Annotated in this window: 17 protein-coding genes; 2 read left to right on the forward strand and 15 right to left on the reverse strand. The window is 62.9% G+C overall.

What is annotated here, in order from left to right; translation table 11 throughout:
- Window positions 1-4 precede the first annotated feature (4 nt).
- The 3 genes from GGQ74_RS05735 to GGQ74_RS05745 are packed head-to-tail and all read right to left on the reverse strand — an operon-like array spanning window position 5 to window position 5432.
- Entirely contained in the window at window positions 5-1762 is a 1758-nt protein-coding gene (locus tag GGQ74_RS05735) for a phage tail protein (RefSeq protein ID WP_167940543.1), read from the reverse strand.
- The gene (locus tag GGQ74_RS05740) at window positions 1759-2166 is read right to left on the reverse strand and encodes a hypothetical protein (protein WP_167940544.1); all 408 of its coding nucleotides are present in this window, start codon (window positions 2164-2166) and stop codon (window positions 1759-1761) included. Before GGQ74_RS05740 ends, GGQ74_RS05735 begins: the two co-directional genes overlap by 4 nt.
- Window positions 2166-5432 (reverse strand): tape measure protein, encoded by a 3267-nt coding sequence (locus GGQ74_RS05745; RefSeq protein WP_167940545.1) that lies wholly within the window; start codon window positions 5430-5432, stop codon window positions 2166-2168. The genes GGQ74_RS05740 and GGQ74_RS05745 overlap by 1 nt, the downstream gene beginning before the upstream one ends.
- Before the next feature lie 82 nt (window positions 5433-5514).
- Between GGQ74_RS05745 and GGQ74_RS05750 the strand changes: the two genes are divergently transcribed.
- Both GGQ74_RS05750 and GGQ74_RS05755 read left to right on the forward strand, forming a co-directional pair.
- Window positions 5515-5787, forward strand: a complete 273-nt coding sequence (locus tag GGQ74_RS05750; protein WP_167940546.1) for a zinc-ribbon domain-containing protein — start codon at window positions 5515-5517, stop codon at window positions 5785-5787.
- Between the two features lie 42 nt (window positions 5788-5829).
- Complete coding sequence (locus GGQ74_RS05755; protein ID WP_167940547.1) at window positions 5830-6084, forward strand: hypothetical protein; 255 nt, start codon at window positions 5830-5832, stop codon at window positions 6082-6084.
- Here GGQ74_RS05755 and GGQ74_RS16555 read toward each other — a convergent pair.
- The 12 genes from GGQ74_RS16555 to GGQ74_RS05810 form a co-directional block, all read right to left on the reverse strand.
- Window positions 6048-6395: a phage tail assembly chaperone gene (locus GGQ74_RS16555; RefSeq protein ID WP_425338081.1), complete on the reverse strand. Its 348-nt coding sequence runs from the start codon at window positions 6393-6395 to the stop codon at window positions 6048-6050. The two genes, GGQ74_RS05755 and GGQ74_RS16555, sit on opposite strands and share 37 nt — an antisense overlap.
- Before the next feature lie 11 nt (window positions 6396-6406).
- Complete coding sequence (locus GGQ74_RS05760; protein WP_167940548.1) at window positions 6407-6808, reverse strand: hypothetical protein; 402 nt, start codon at window positions 6806-6808, stop codon at window positions 6407-6409.
- 8 nt (window positions 6809-6816) lie between these two features.
- Entirely contained in the window at window positions 6817-7725 is a 909-nt protein-coding gene (locus GGQ74_RS05765; protein WP_167940549.1) for a phage tail tube protein, read from the reverse strand.
- Between the two features lie 14 nt (window positions 7726-7739).
- On the reverse strand, window positions 7740-8147 hold the full coding sequence (locus tag GGQ74_RS05770) for a phage tail terminator-like protein (protein ID WP_167940550.1): 408 nt from the start codon (window positions 8145-8147) through the stop codon (window positions 7740-7742).
- Window positions 8144-8575 (reverse strand): HK97 gp10 family phage protein, encoded by a 432-nt coding sequence (locus GGQ74_RS05775; protein WP_167940551.1) that lies wholly within the window; start codon window positions 8573-8575, stop codon window positions 8144-8146. Before GGQ74_RS05775 ends, GGQ74_RS05770 begins: the two co-directional genes overlap by 4 nt.
- Window positions 8575-8946, reverse strand: a complete 372-nt coding sequence (locus GGQ74_RS05780) for a hypothetical protein (RefSeq protein WP_167940552.1) — start codon at window positions 8944-8946, stop codon at window positions 8575-8577. The genes GGQ74_RS05775 and GGQ74_RS05780 overlap by 1 nt, the downstream gene beginning before the upstream one ends.
- Window positions 8946-9449, reverse strand: coding sequence for a DnaT-like ssDNA-binding protein (locus GGQ74_RS05785; RefSeq protein WP_167940553.1), 504 nt, complete (start codon window positions 9447-9449; stop codon window positions 8946-8948). The genes GGQ74_RS05780 and GGQ74_RS05785 overlap by 1 nt, the downstream gene beginning before the upstream one ends.
- A 3-nt stretch (window positions 9450-9452) precedes the next feature.
- Window positions 9453-9704 carry a hypothetical protein gene (locus GGQ74_RS05790; protein WP_167940554.1) on the reverse strand — a complete coding sequence of 84 codons (252 nt, stop codon included), beginning with the start codon at window positions 9702-9704 and terminating at the stop codon, window positions 9453-9455.
- 52 nt (window positions 9705-9756) lie between these two features.
- Window positions 9757-10890 carry a major capsid protein gene (locus GGQ74_RS05795; protein WP_167940555.1) on the reverse strand — a complete coding sequence of 378 codons (1134 nt, stop codon included), beginning with the start codon at window positions 10888-10890 and terminating at the stop codon, window positions 9757-9759.
- Between the two features lie 18 nt (window positions 10891-10908).
- Window positions 10909-11664 (reverse strand): DUF6651 domain-containing protein, encoded by a 756-nt coding sequence (locus tag GGQ74_RS05800; RefSeq protein WP_167940556.1) that lies wholly within the window; start codon window positions 11662-11664, stop codon window positions 10909-10911.
- A 487-nt stretch (window positions 11665-12151) separates the two neighbouring features.
- A complete protein-coding gene (locus GGQ74_RS05805; RefSeq protein WP_167940557.1) occupies window positions 12152-12349 on the reverse strand; it encodes a cytoplasmic protein in 198 nt (65 codons plus the stop codon).
- Complete coding sequence (locus GGQ74_RS05810) at window positions 12346-13986, reverse strand: phage minor head protein (RefSeq protein WP_167940558.1); 1641 nt, start codon at window positions 13984-13986, stop codon at window positions 12346-12348. Before GGQ74_RS05810 ends, GGQ74_RS05805 begins: the two co-directional genes overlap by 4 nt.
- Window positions 13987-14021: the final 35 nt, after the last annotated feature.

Genomic DNA, 14021 nt, shown 5'->3' on the forward strand with positions numbered 1-14021 from the left:
CCTCCTAGGCCACGCCCGGCCCGGTGATGCTCGGCGTCCAATATTCGCTCGAAGCCGTCATGTCCGGCGTCACGGCAATGGACGCAGGAGCAAGGTTCTCCCAGTCGTCCAAAACCACCGAAAGCCGCGAGCAGGAAAAACGCAGGGCGAGATCACGCCCCACGGCCATCTCGTCCACGATCACATCATTCGTACCGCCATAGTCCTCGCCGATGAGGGTCACGACGTCGGCAGGTTGCAAGTCCAGAAGTCTCGGCAGCGCCTGAAAGCGCACGTCCGCCTCCTTCATGAGCGCCCGCTGGGCATAGAGGCTGCCCAACCGCTGCACGGCACGCGAATCCTGCACCCACGACAGATCGAGAACCTCGGAACTCGGCGAGGCCTTCGAGACCTTTGCTGGCACCAGCGTGTGAATCAGCCAGTTCTGAGCCTCGGACGCCGTCTGCCAGCCCACATACACGGAATCCGCCTGCTCCTCGCTCGACGAATCCCACGAGAAACTCCCGCCGCGAGATCCGCCGCCAAGGATATGCCCACGACCCACAGCTCGCACGCTCGCCTTACGCAAAACTCGCAACTGGACCTGCTCCTCAAGGACAAGCGTGCAGTGGCAGGCGGCCAATAGGCGTGACAGGAGCTTCTGGCGGTCCATGCGCCGCCAACACCCTCCGTTCCAGCGCAACCCCCATGCATCCATGGTCTGGGCCGCGGCGGCGAAGGCCCCGTCGTCAATGTCGGCCCCCTCAAGTCCGAAGGAGCGCAGGATGTGCTTGATGATGTCCGCCGGATTGGTCATGAGCGCCGTATCGCTCGCGCTGAACCGTGCGGGCATGTCGAGGAAGGCGGTGCCATTGCGCCAAAGGCCCATGGCATCGGCCATGGAATCTCCGTCGGAATCGGCAACGATGGGCCGCAGCGTACGCCACGCACGCCCTTCGGCGTCGGCCCTCGTGTACTGTTCGAGGCTATATGGACCAGCGGCCCATTCGGTCTTCGCCCCCCACTCGCGCGGGCTGCGAACGCGGTCCACCGCAAAGTCCTCACCGGCTGCACCGAGGACATACTCACGTCGCGAGCCGATGAAGACGCTACGCAACGGCACGTAGGCCGTCCCGAAGACCACAGGGACGCAGTAGTCGTCACCGGGGTCGGCGTCGGCGTCGGACGGCCAGAGGTCGCGAGGATTGGGTGTGGTCGGCCACGTGCCGCGCAGGTACTGGGCGTAATAGTCCTCGCAGACGCAGCGGATGGTCTTGTAGCCCGGCTCCGCGCGCCGCACCCGGAAACGCCAGCGGCGGAAGCACGCGGGGTCGTGTCCACGATCACCGATGTAGAGGCTGATAAGCACCGCCGCGCCCATCATATCGGCAAGTCCGACCAGCGCCCGACTTCCGGCCCAGTAGGCTCCAGCCTCCCACGAGACGCCAGATTCCCACTGGATGGAATCACCGTTGACGATGGTGAAGGAGGTCTCGGACGGTGCAGCCAACCCAGACTCGGCCCGTGCCCGCCGCAGGGTCACGCCCTGGAAGTCGGTGATGCGAAAATCGTAATCAGCGCCGATGGAGCCGCCCCAGTGCCTGCCCGCCTCCCAGTCGGCACCGGACTCCCAGACAGGGGCGGGATCCGTACTCACAGCGGCGATGTGCTGGGTGCTCCACCGAAAACGCCGCCCCGTGGACGTTCGCACGTCGAAAAGCCACCACACGCGCAACGTATCTGCGGCGAGGATGGCACTCTGCAAGGCGGAAAAGGGAATCACGCCAGCACCCCTAGCACCCGCAAACGAATCTCCGCGATGCCGTAGATGCCTGCCGTGCGAATATCGCGCCGGATGTCCGAGTCGAAGCGCACGACGTAGGTATGCCCATCGGTGGGATGCCGCCAAGGGAAGGAGTAGGCGGCCCCGTTGGCCTTCCCCTTGTCCATCCAGAAATCCATGATCATCGCGGCATCGGCTTCGTCCAGCACGTCCCAACGCAACGCGACGAAGACCACGGGATCATCGTTGATGATCACCCGCTGCTCGGAACCGCCATCGCTCAGGTGGACGGCGATGTTCTTCCCCGCAGTCTCGGGCAGCACTTCCTGCGGATTCAGGGTCAGGGTCGTACCCGAGTAGTCCGGGGTGACGGTCGGCAGGTAGTCGGCAAGGACACCGGCCATTACAACGCCCTCCGCGCCGCGAGGACGAGGCGGTCGTTATGCCCGAACTGGTCCGCGACGACATTGGCGATCTCCCGCCCGTCTACATGCAGTTCAATACGCATTGCGCCCCCGCCTCCGGCCCGCTCGTGCAGCATGGGGCCAAGCGCCTTGCGGAAGGCATCGGCAAGGCGCTCCGAGGTCAGCCCAATATCACGCAGGAAGTCGCGGTTCTTGGGCTTGTCCACGGGAATCACCCACTCCGGACCGGCCTCGCCAGCAAGAGTTGGCTCCGTGGCGAAACCGCCAGCCGCAGCATAGGTGGTGTAGGCATAGCCGCGCGTCGGCTTCACAGGAGCCTGGCGATCAAAAAAATGGTTGTAGTAATGATCCGAAACTTTTCCACCATGCGGTGTTGTCCAATACCCAAAGTATTGTATGTAATCGATGAATCCTGCTCCGCCCAACGTGTCGTGATATCTCCCGCTTGTTTGATGGGTCGGGACAAACTTCCAATCGGTATCATACTCCGTTCGCGGCTGGGGCTTGGGCGCCTCGACAACTACGGTCACCGGCTGGTTCGCCTGATTCTGCAAAGCCGCGACGGCCTCGCGAATGGACGACACGAGCGAACTCATCATGTTCGCCACGTTGCCCAGATTCGACTCCGTAGACGAGGCAAGAGACTTGAGCGCCGTGGTCACGTTCCCAAAGGGGATGACCGATTCGTCAAGAGTACGGGAGAGTCCATGCACGCCTCCAGAGGCTGTACCAAGGGCACCGGACAGTCCACCTCCACTCGCGAGCTGCTTGGCCAGCCACTCCGCATACAGTCCCACGTCCCCCATGGCATCGGAAAGCGCCGTCAGACTGCCGTAGGTGCTCGCGATCTCGAAACCGGCGGCGTCCTGCAAAGTGGAAATGTCGTCCAAAACGGATTCGAAGACGCCCTGGTAGGCCCCACCGTAGCTCTTGAGGAACGGCAGATAGCTCTGCTGGGCGAAGCTCAGGAACTCCTGAACGTCGGCTGATTCGAGGGTGCCGGAGGCTCGATTAAAAAGTGTGGAGTAACGCTTGGAGTACCATTCGAGCGACTGGGCAGGATTGAGGTCGGATCCCATGAGCGCCGCACGGGTCGAATCCGTGGCCCCCATGATGCCGAGCAGGGAACCGTTCATGCTCTCGATCTCTGCCACCTGCCGTTGCTCGGACGATTCAATCTCCATGAGCACCTGATACATGCTTTCGGAAAGCGACAACGCGCGGTCGTAATAGGTCTCGCTGGACTTGTTCAGGGACTCGAATTCATCGTACAGGCGGGAATACTCCGTCCAGTAGTCGCCCGCGCTCCAGTCCGCCCGCTCGCGGCGAGTGATCTCGCTGCCGATATTGTAGGACAGCGCCTCAAAACCGGACTTGAGGCGCGAAAGCCGCGTGACGTGCCATTGCAGATCCGCGAAGAAATCACTGGCCGCCTCGGCAGTCTCTGCCGCCGCCGAGAAACCAGACTGCAACTGCGAGAGCGACAGGGTCGACTCGAAAGGCTCGATCTGCGCGAGCAGGTTGGAATAGGTGGCGTGCACGGCCTGCCAGCCCCGCAGCTCCTCTTGGGCAGCGCGCAGGGCCTCCTGCTGTGCCGCCTGCCGGGCCTGCTGCGCGGCCTGCGCCTGACGGGCCGCCTCCTCTACTTGAAACCGCTGACGCTCCTCAATACGCACGCGCTCCTGAAGTCGGCGGTAATATTCCGGCCCTGGGGGAGCAACAACAGTGATGACTCTCCCGACGGAGTCGCCCGACGAAAATGAGGACGCGCCAGTGCCGGAACCTGCGGCCGAACCGCCCCCCGAGGACTTGGCGTCGCCAACGGCCTTCCACGCGCGCGTGACCCGCGCTGCGGCTTCCTCCTCGGCCTTGGCCAGTCGCTCCGTGGCCGGGATGACCTCCAACGTGTCATCCGCCGCATTGCCCATGGCGTCGGAAATCGTCTCACCGAAGACCGCCGTGGCCTTGGTGGTCTCCTTGATCTGCTTCTCAAGTTTCTCTGTCTTCTGCGAAAGCTGCTGCGTCGCGGCGGCCCCCTCCTCTCCCGCACCGGAAAGCGTCTTGTTCAGCCTTGCACTCTCCTCCCTAGCCGCCCGTGCGGCCTCCATCATGCGGTCAAGAGACTCCTGCAACTTATCGTATGCCTCGCCAGTATCCGAAATGGCGATGGCTGTCTCGACAAGTGCCGCTTTCGCCTGGCTGGCACGAAGCTTGGCGTTCAGCAGATCCCGCTGCGCCCATTCCTCGCTTTGGCGCATGGACTCCGGGAAAAAGTCATCAATCCACTGTGCGAACTCGATGAAAGAAACACGCAGTTCCTTGACGGAGTAATCGACCGAGCGAAAGGCAAGCTCTACGGTCTGAAAACCGTTGATCAATCCCACCGCTGCGAGGCTAACGGTCTTGAACGCCGTCACGACGCCGCTCGCTGTGGAATAGGCCCACTCATCCAGCGCCATCCGGCCCTGCGCCGAATCGAGATAGACAAGAAACTCCTGCAGCCCGGACTTCATGGCTTGAAACGGCCCAGCGTCCATAACTGCAGTCCGGAACTGAAACCACTTATCCGCAAGCATGGACACTGTGCCGTCCCATGTCTGGGCGTATTCGTCCGTCACCCCTCGAAACTTACTGGTCGATGACTCCCACGCCTCGAACATCTTTCGCCGCGTCTCCTCAACGGAATAGGAAACACCCTGCTCGAAGCCCATCATGGCAAGGATGCCCCGCTCTCGGAACATGTCGGCGGCACCGGCACCCGCCGAATACATGCGCACAACCTGCCCCGTGGCTTCCTCAATGGACAATCCGGACACTGCTGCGAGGTCCGCAATCATTGGCATCCAGCGCTTGATTTCCTCCACGCCACCGGACAGCACACCAGCCAACTGCGTGGCTGAAGCCATGACGGCGCTATACTCGAAGGGCACTTGTGCAGCGAAGGCCGCCATTTCCTGAAACAGCCGATTCCCCTCGGCTTGGGATTGAAGCAACGCATTCAAGCGTACCCGGTAGCCTTCGGCCTCGCGCGCAGCATCCACAAAGGCAGTCGTCACCTTCTGTAGCCCGTAGGCCCCCACGAGGGCGGTCACGGCATTGCGAAGCTGCCCAATGGCCCGCTCGGCTCGCTCGAAGCTTCGCTGCATACTTTCTGTGGCGGTTTCAGTCTTCCGCCCCTGCTGCTCAAGCCCCTTAAGGTCCTTCGCGGCCTTGGGTACGCTCTCGCTATGGACCTCAATGCCCAACGTGGCGATGTCTACCGACATGATTTACCCTTGCCCGTTTTTCGGCTGCTCTGATATTCAGGAACCATTAGGAGGTGTCACCATGCCCCTGATTCAATGCCCAGACTGTAATCACAAGGTTTCCGACACGGCCCCGACCTGCCCCCACTGCGGTCGCCCTCTCGCTGCACAGACCATTGAAATGACCGGCAAGAAAATCAAGAAGCTCCAAATCCTCAGCTTCACGCTCGTCATTCTGGGCCTGCTACCGACCATCGCAAAAAATGGAGACTCCACCGCAGGGCTATTGATGATTCTGGCCGGAGTCGTCCTATACGTGGCCGCAAGGGTATCCAAATGGTGGCAGCACGAATAAACCCATTTCGTAGCGCGCAACCGTTCGACGTGAAGGGCGCGAATGATGCAGATCAATACCGGTTCGCTTTACTTTTGGGGTGCCATCTTCCTTCTTGTGGCTCTTTTTCTCCTGCTTCGAGAATTCCTTTGCTGGTACTGGAAGATCAACGAACGCATCTCCAACCAGCACGAAATCATACACATTCTAACCGCCATGAACCCCAAAGTTCCCCGTCCGCCTGTCGCGGCACCAAACGATGATGTCTCGGGAAAAAACATCTATGACCTGACGCCGGAATCGCGCCATTCAAAATAGGTTCTATCCAGCCGTTGTAAGACAGCCACTTCCCACGGCTCCGGGGCACGCCCAGTGAGACGCGCCCACGCCTCTATCTCGACGAAGCCAATCGCCTCAGGCCCCATACCCTGCCCGCGCGCTGCGTGCAGTTCCCAGAACCATTCAAGAAGATATCCTCCGGCATCCGGCGGCCGAGAACTGCCAAGGAGTTCAGTCAATTCCTCGGGTGGCTCGCCACTATCCCGTGCCACCTGCTCCAGATGTGCCCGCAGGCTTTGCCCATCCTTCCGAGGCGCGTTCAGGGTCAGATGGGCCTTGAAGGCCTCCACCAGACCCCACGTCAGTTTTTTATGTAATTCGCTCTATCCCCAATGAAACGATCCACCTGTTCACGAATCCACGGAAACCGCCTGTAAAGCGCCACGGCATTCTCCCGCGAGAAGTCGAGAACCTGTGCGTCAACGGTCACGCCTTCCCAACCAAGCGTGCAGCGCGAAAGCAGCTCAAGGGCTTCCTCTTCAGCCTCCTCCGGCGACACGGCACCGGTCTTCATGCGGCGAATACGCTTGCGACCGATGGCCATCTGCGCCTTACGGCAAATGCCAGAGTCCGCTCCGGCAAGCGTGACGTAGACGCCAAGAGGTTCCTCGGTCGCCGGATGCCGCAGTTGCAGTACCGCGCCCTCCTCGGCGCGGGCCGCGGTGTCGAGACTGGCGAGATCGAGGGGGGTGTCATTGCGCATAATCGCTCCTATGCGGGGGTACGGGTGAAGGTGATGGTGGTGGCAGCCGTCTCGTCGTAGAGGGCCACGAAAGACAGCTTCTCCATGATAGGACCGTCGCCGATGTCCTTGGATGCACCGCTGTACTTGATGCGCGGCAGGGCGATGGACAGAGTGTTTCCATGCACGTCCTCAAGGGACAGCGCGAGGCTGGACACCGTCTCGTTCAGGAACTTCTGAAGGAGCGAGGCGTCCTTGTAGTAGCAGTCGAGCGAGCCGCTGACCTTGATCTTCTGGCGGCTTTTGGTCGTTGCCCGCGACGCGCCGACCACAAACCCCGTCTCGTAGCCGTTCTCGATGGTCAGAGACACACCCGTGACCGTGGCGATGGAAACACCGCCCTCGGAAAGAGTGCCGGTGAAGGCGTCGAACGCGCTGTTCGCATTGGCCGGAGTGGTCGATGCAGCGACGGAGGCGCCGGACAGAATCATGTTCTGCCCGATGCAGCCGAAGGTGCCAGTCACGATGGCCTCGGGCTTGATGTCGAGGTTCAGGCTGTTCACGAGCACGCCGGGGAAAAGCTCGAACTCCCCGCTCTGAACAATGCTCTCCAGGCTGAAGCTCCTATCCGTGGCTCCAACCTTCAGCACATCCGTAGCCCATGCTCCGCGCAGGACGGCGGCGATGAAGTCGTCATAGCTGCCGTAGGAAAGTTCCACAGGGATGTCCCCCGCAACACGCAGGGGACCATGGCGCAGGTCCTTCACCTGCCCGCCCTGCCCCAGTTCCTTGGACTCGAAGGTGGACTTGTCGGGCTTCATGCCGAATCCCGTGTGCCGCAGGACCATCATGGTCGGCGTGGCCGGGGTGGTTCCCCAGACCGTTTCGGGCACGTACGTGACGACATGGTCGCTTCCGGACACGCTGTTGAAAACCATGGCTCAAACCTCCATCAGTTGGCCGCGTAGGCCCTGTAGGAAATGGACACGGGCACGCGATAGCGATTGCCTTCTTGCAGGCCTGGCCCCGGTCCGACCCCTGTCACGGTGACGGTCACCACCCCGCTAACGCAGCGCGTGCCCCGCCTGAAATGAACGCACAGGGCATCGACCTGCGCGCAGGCCTCCCCTGGGCCGTCCCCTCGACCAACGACCACATCCACCTGGAAGATTCCCTTGTGCTCGTTGGGCGCGTCGGTCCCCAGCCCCGCCTGCACCGGTGTGGCTGGAAGCAGGTGAACCCGCAGATGGTTCCCGCAGCCCCCCGGTGTAAAGGGCACATTCTCCCACGCGATGGGCCACCCTCCCGGCAGAGAGACCAGGCGCGATTCGAGGGCCGCGCGAATGGCCGTGACACTCATCGCCGCCCCCCTCGCACCTCGCGCGCCGCACGGTCCACATGGTCCTGAAACTCCTGCAGGGTCACGCGGACCATGCCCTGCGGTGCCTGCGCTGACCCCGGCCGTCCATCCTCCCGCCCGTATTCGAGAATCGGCATATAGGAGAGGTTGGACACGATGTAGACCACGGTCCCAGCCTCCAGCCCCTGAACAAGGCTTGCCATGCGGGCGATGGCTCGACCGCCAGTCGGATCCTTATCCTCTGGGCTGTCAGCGGGGACGGAATGGATGCCCGCCACCCACGAAGCGCGGGCGCGCCCCGTATCCACCGGCGTACGCAGGACCACGGCGCGGGACAGGTCGAGGATGACCTTGCGCACCACCTGGTTCATGTCCACCTCGGCCTTGCGTACCAGCCGGGACAGGTCCACGGAGAACGTGCCACCCATCAGCGCCTCACCTGCAACTTGAAGAGAACAGGCACGCCGCCAGGATCCACGGCCTTGGCGTTGACCACTGTATAGGTCGTCCCTCCCGCCACCAATTCATCGCCCGGTTCGGGCTGCGTGGTGACCGAATGCGCGCCGAGCAGGACAAACCTGTCGCCCTGCCGAACCATGCTCCCGTCGATGAAGGTTTCCCCGCTGCCCTGAATGTCTCGGGACTTGAAGAGGCCGAAACCCGCCTGCTCGACAGCGGTCGCCCCGGTGCGTCCGGTGGCGGGGTCGTATGCGGCGGAGGCAAGGCGACGCAGGGTCATGGGCATCCCAGCCTCGCGCAGATCGACCTCCACACTTCGGGCTTCGGCGGCGTAATCCATCACGACCTCACGAGTTCACGGCTGGACGCGCAGGAAAGCAGCCCCCACAGCATGTCCGTGATGGCGGTAAATCTGTCGCGCGGGGTTGCGCTCTCGAAATATTCGGTCTCCAGCACGTCGGTCTTCTTGCGCTTCACCTGCCCACCGCGCGCAAGGTTCGGCTGGAGACTTCCTCGGGCCTCGATCTCGCGCAGGGCGGCTTCGCACTGGGCATCGCGCACAGCCTGCGGAATCTCGTCCGCCGCCCATTCCTGCCCCTCGGCGTCCATGACTCCACCCCTCGGCCATGCCATGGCATTCGCGCGCGCCGTTCGTGCGCCCTTCCACGCCAGCCCGTTCAGGTACTGCCCGGCCCGCACAAGGGCCACGGCCTTCTCATCTTCCGTGCCCGTCCACGCCGCATTGCCCCGCGCCTCGTGATAGGCGTTGGCCTCCGCGAGCGTGACGAAGGTGTTGGCCCCGGCCACCACGCGCCCGGTCTCCACCACGAGCACGATGGCCATGGGCTACTCCCCGCAAGCGGCGAGGATGCGTCCCGCCACGGTTTCGGGCTTCATGTTGCCCTTGATGTCCACCCCGACCTCGGACGCGAAGGACTTGAGCTCGGGCAACCCGAGTTCAGCCAGTTCCCCGGCCAGCCAAGACACCTCCTGCCCGAAAAGCGTGTGCGACTCGGGGTCGAAGTCGTCCCGATTGATGACCATGAAGCCCGAGGTGGTATCCTCGGAAACGATGCGTACGGTTTCGATGCGTCCCATGCGTCCTCCGTCCAAAAGGGCGGAGCGGTCACCCGCCCCGCCCCGTTAAGGTCTAGCCCGCCAGTCGCGACCCGAGTTCGCGCCGGACCACGGCGGCCCCGTAGAGGATGTCGTACGAGAAGCGGGTGCGCTTGTGCTCGCGCGACACCTCAAGACGCAGCGCCAGCCCGGACTTGGGATCCACACTGGCCTGGATGATGTTCCCAAGGCCCTCGGCGCTGTCCAGGAGAGGCCGGGTGGCGAAGGCGATGGCGTCGCGATGGAACGCGAGGTTCATCACGTGGCTCGCCTTCACGCTCACGGCCTCACTGCCCGCGAGGCCCTGCGCCAGACCGGGATAGATGGCGACGTCCGTGTTGCCCACGCTCAGCGACACGTCTGCGGTGACCACGTAGGTCTGGTCGTGCCCGGCGAAGGTGAGGATGTCACCGTCCTTGAGGGTCATCGCATTGGTAGCCTTGGCGAGGCTGACGGTCTTGGCTCCTGCGGCGTGCGCGCCGTTGGCGGTCAGCGCACCGGCGGTAACCGTGGAGGCCGTGAAGCCAGGCACCTGCTGGTCCATGGCCCAGTCGAAACCGAGCCGACGCCCGATGGTGCCGTCGATGGCCACGGTGCTGTTGCCTGCCTGATTCACGTTCTGGAAGGCGGCCAGATTCAGGGCATTGGCCTCGGCATCGGGGTCGAGCACGATGCGGCGGTCGGTCAGGGGCGCAAGCTGCCGGTTCAGAATCTTACGCACTGCGGTGGCGTCGTTGGCGTTGGAGGCGAAGGGCGTGGTCCCCGGCGTGCCGTGGAAGCCGTAGAACTTCCGGCCGAGGGCCAGCAGGTAGCTGTTGACGTTTTCGGCCAGCGCCTTGATGGCCTCCGAGGCCTGCATGGGAATGACACCCCGCTCGACCTTCAGAAAGTCGTTGTCGGTCATGTAGAAGGGCGCCTCGAACCACTGGTCCAGAGGAATCTGCACCGTGGTCGGCCCGATGTCGGCGGTTTCGGGCGGGGTGGAACCGGGGCTGACGGCCTGCGCCGCGATGGCCGAGGGCACGGGGACGTCGATGGTCGCGCCCTTCTGCTTGGCCTCCGTGGAATAGTCCGCATTGACCAGCCGGGGCATGACGCACGCGCCGCGAAGGGCCAAGAGTCCCTGCGCAAGCAGTTGGGGAATGATGTCCGTGAGACGGTTCGCCATGGTCGTTCTCTCCTGTTGCTAGACGGCCCGAACCTTGCCGGATGCGATGTCCTCAAGGTGCGCGCCGAAGGCATCCATGTCGTGCCGGTTGATGGTTCCGCCGGAGTGTGCGCCGCCGGATGGCCGCGCGCCGGACCCGGCCCCGCCGGAGCCCTTGAGGATGGTGTCCTTGTACGGATAGGAGTCCACGAGCATCTCCAAAGCCTCGTCGAACCCGGCCGGTTCGCCGGGCTTCTCACGGCTGTAGAGCGTATTGCCGCTGGCATCGACGGCCACAACGCGCCCGCCGTCGATCTTGAAGCTCTTGCCGAAGCGCGCCTCCACGAGGTCGTGGGGGATGGCGAGTCGCTCGGCGATGAACTTGGAGCGGGCGAAGCTGCCACCGATCATCTCGGAGACAAGAGCCGTCTCCTTCTGCTTGAGCTGCCCGGCAAGCTCGTCGATCTTCGCCTGCATGGACCGCGCGACCTCGGCCTTCACCTTCTCGGCCTCCCCGGCGTCGATGAGCTTCTTGGCGTCGAGATTCTTCACCGTCTCCATCGCCTTGCGCGCCGCGGGGACGAACCCGGCGATGTCGTCGATGCCGTCGAGCAGGGCAAGCGTCTCCTGCGACTTGCGCAGCTCGCGCTTGCGGGTTGCGGATTCGCTGTTGAGCGACTCGATCTTGGACAACGCGGCATCGGCATCGAAAGGACTTTCCTTGCCGTCGCCGTAGACCCAAATCGGTTTGCCGTCCTGCGTCGCGATACGGTCGCCGTCCATCTTCCAGGGCATGGGGACTCCCTTGCGCCTCAACTGGCGCGGTCTTCTGGTGGTTGTGCGGCTTCCGCCGCAGGCTGTGGGCTGGACCGCCCGCAAAAACGGATGGATGCGGAAGAAATCCCGCTTCATGGGTGGGAATGCTAAGCAGAAAAAAAGGACACCCTTAAGGCAAAGGATGTCCTGCGCGGAAAATGAAACAACATTAATCAGTGTGCTAATGAATAACAAATATTGCAAAACAAATTCTGCAAGAATAGAGTCCCACAGACATCAACAATCTAACTCTATAGGAGAACACTATGGAATACAGGAAGAAGCACGGCAGTGACACTTGGCACTTCTGCAAAAACTGCGCAAATTGGCCGACTTCTGGTTATGACTCCAAGACCACGAAGCCGACCAGCGGCGAACTTTGCAACCAGTGCCAGGCCAAGAAAAGCGCAGGTAACTGCAAGTAAATACTGCCGCCCCGCTCTTCTTTGAAGGGCGGGGCACCTTTTTATCTGTTAACACTCCTCTCGAACACAATGTCGTTGCCCTGATCGGGCCATGGTGCACGATGCGCATCATCGCCGAGCCAGATCGCGTCCGGGATGCCGTTCGGAAACGCACGGCACCTGCGTTTGGAATGATCGGTGATATGCGCGCAAAGGCTGCACACGTCGCTAAACGGCGGCGTGTCGTCGAGAATGATCATCCCCGTCTCCGGGTCCTGGTATAGCTCATCCATGGCAGTTCCTTGGCGATGTGGGACCAGATGCGATGCCACATCATGATATTCGCCTCTCGACGGTTCAGAGTTCCGGATTCCAGCCTCGCCAGAATCTCCTTGACCACCTTCGGCTCGAAACGGTCCTTGAGCAGCATGATCTCCCGTTCCGCCCACGCCTCTCGCCCCGATTCTACCGCGAAACGCACCCGGTGCAAATGCTCCGCCGTCACCGCCCGCAACTCCCGCACGCCATACCGGATGGCAGTCTTCATATCTGCGGGCGAAAACGAGGATCCGCCCGGATGGTTATGCGTGAGGTATGCGCCGCGAAACGCCTTGGCCTCGGTCACTAGGAACCGCACGCTGTTGCGCCCGCCCACGCGCTCGAAAATCACGCGCCCGCCCTCGTCCACCACAACCATCTTCTCGGTTTTACGGGTGGCGATCTTCGCTTCCTCGCGGGCAAGGGTCTCGCGCACGCGGGCCGCCCCATTCGTCGGCGACGTCGGACGGGTCACCCGATGGTGATGCCGTCCGCCCAGCTCCTCAATGGTCCGCAGTCGCCCGGTCTGGGGATCCACGAGGTCCTTGAACCCCACTTCCCCCCGACGCAGAAGGTCCAGACGCCCCGGCCCCACCACGTTCTCCTTGAAAGTGTGCGACTGCTTCCCGAACCAGCTTGCGTAGTCGCCCTGGTGCCGCCCCACCTCCTCGATGGTCCTGCGGCCACCGGCACCGATATTCGTGTTCCCATGCATGGCGTAGGGGCGGTAGACTTCGGCGACCTCGTCCATGTCCAGCCCAAGCTCCCGCCACGTTCTGGTCTTTGGCAGCAGCACGCACCGGCAGCGGGGATGCAGGGGGCATTCCGGACGCTGGTCGTCCATGCCCCACTCCTGCCCGTCCAGCGCGGCACAGCGCAGGCAGGTCCCGCGCCCGGTGTCGATGTAGCCGTCCTCCAGCGCCGCGCACCAGCGCACGCCGTTCACGATGTCCCGGTTGGCCTCGTACACGGCTTCCATGGCCCCGACGTTGGCGCTCTGGACGTAGGTCCGGGCGAGGGTCACGGCGTCGTCCCGCACGAGACCGAAGCCGTCCTCGATCCTGCGCACCAGCTTCCGGTAGCCCTCCCCGCGCAGACTCCCGGTAAGCACCTCCCGCCGGATGTCCGTCTGCACGCGAGTCTCGAAGCTGTCCTCCACCCACTGCCGCAGAAGCCGCCCACCCACGGGCGTCTCCGTCACGAGGGACCGGAGCTGCTCGGCGGACAGGCTGACCGTGTTGAAGCCCTTCACCCGACCGCCGAAGGACAAGATGTCCGCGTGCAGGGGCAGGGATTCCTGCGTGACGATGGTCGCGATGTCTGCGATGAAGCGCGTCTCCTGCGCCCGCAGCCCCACTGTCAGATCACGCAGTTCGTCCAGCAGTTCCAGGGCGCGCCGTTCGGACCACGTCCCGCTCTCACGTCCTCGCGCATCGAGGTACTGGCCGATCTCCCGCCGGGCCTGATTCACCGCCGTGAGGATGTCGCCGATGGCGGCCTTCTCGAATTGGTCCAGTTTGTAGCGCCATTCCACGTGCCGGGCGAGGGCGATCAGGTCTTTCAGTTGATCGCCGGTCATGCTAAAATCGCCCCATGGCAAAGAACAACGACGAA

Source organism: Desulfobaculum xiamenense, from assembly GCF_011927665.1.
GTDB classification, from domain to species: domain Bacteria; phylum Desulfobacterota; class Desulfovibrionia; order Desulfovibrionales; family Desulfovibrionaceae; genus Desulfobaculum; species Desulfobaculum xiamenense.

Excerpts from the sequence above, each read along its gene's own strand:
- GGQ74_RS05740 (WP_167940544.1), bottom strand. The coding sequence starts at position 2,166 with ATGGCCGGTGTCCTTGCCGACTACCTGCCGACCGTCACCCCGGACTAC.
- GGQ74_RS05750 (WP_167940546.1), top strand. The coding sequence starts at position 5,515 with ATGCCCCTGATTCAATGCCCAGACTGTAATCACAAGGTTTCCGACACG.
- GGQ74_RS05755 (WP_167940547.1), top strand. The coding sequence starts at position 5,830 with ATGATGCAGATCAATACCGGTTCGCTTTACTTTTGGGGTGCCATCTTC.
- GGQ74_RS05760 (WP_167940548.1), bottom strand. The coding sequence starts at position 6,808 with ATGCGCAATGACACCCCCCTCGATCTCGCCAGTCTCGACACCGCGGCC.
- GGQ74_RS05765 (WP_167940549.1), bottom strand. The coding sequence starts at position 7,725 with ATGGTTTTCAACAGCGTGTCCGGAAGCGACCATGTCGTCACGTACGTG.
- GGQ74_RS05770 (WP_167940550.1), bottom strand. The coding sequence starts at position 8,147 with ATGAGTGTCACGGCCATTCGCGCGGCCCTCGAATCGCGCCTGGTCTCT.
- GGQ74_RS05775 (WP_167940551.1), bottom strand. The coding sequence starts at position 8,575 with ATGGGTGGCACGTTCTCCGTGGACCTGTCCCGGCTGGTACGCAAGGCC.
- GGQ74_RS05780 (WP_167940552.1), bottom strand. The coding sequence starts at position 8,946 with ATGGATTACGCCGCCGAAGCCCGAAGTGTGGAGGTCGATCTGCGCGAG.
- GGQ74_RS05785 (WP_167940553.1), bottom strand. The coding sequence starts at position 9,449 with ATGGCCATCGTGCTCGTGGTGGAGACCGGGCGCGTGGTGGCCGGGGCC.
- GGQ74_RS05790 (WP_167940554.1), bottom strand. The coding sequence starts at position 9,704 with ATGGGACGCATCGAAACCGTACGCATCGTTTCCGAGGATACCACCTCG.
- GGQ74_RS05795 (WP_167940555.1), bottom strand. The coding sequence starts at position 10,890 with ATGGCGAACCGTCTCACGGACATCATTCCCCAACTGCTTGCGCAGGGA.
- GGQ74_RS05800 (WP_167940556.1), bottom strand. The coding sequence starts at position 11,664 with ATGCCCTGGAAGATGGACGGCGACCGTATCGCGACGCAGGACGGCAAA.
- GGQ74_RS05805 (WP_167940557.1), bottom strand. The coding sequence starts at position 12,349 with ATGATCATTCTCGACGACACGCCGCCGTTTAGCGACGTGTGCAGCCTT.
- GGQ74_RS05810 (WP_167940558.1), bottom strand. The coding sequence starts at position 13,986 with ATGACCGGCGATCAACTGAAAGACCTGATCGCCCTCGCCCGGCACGTG.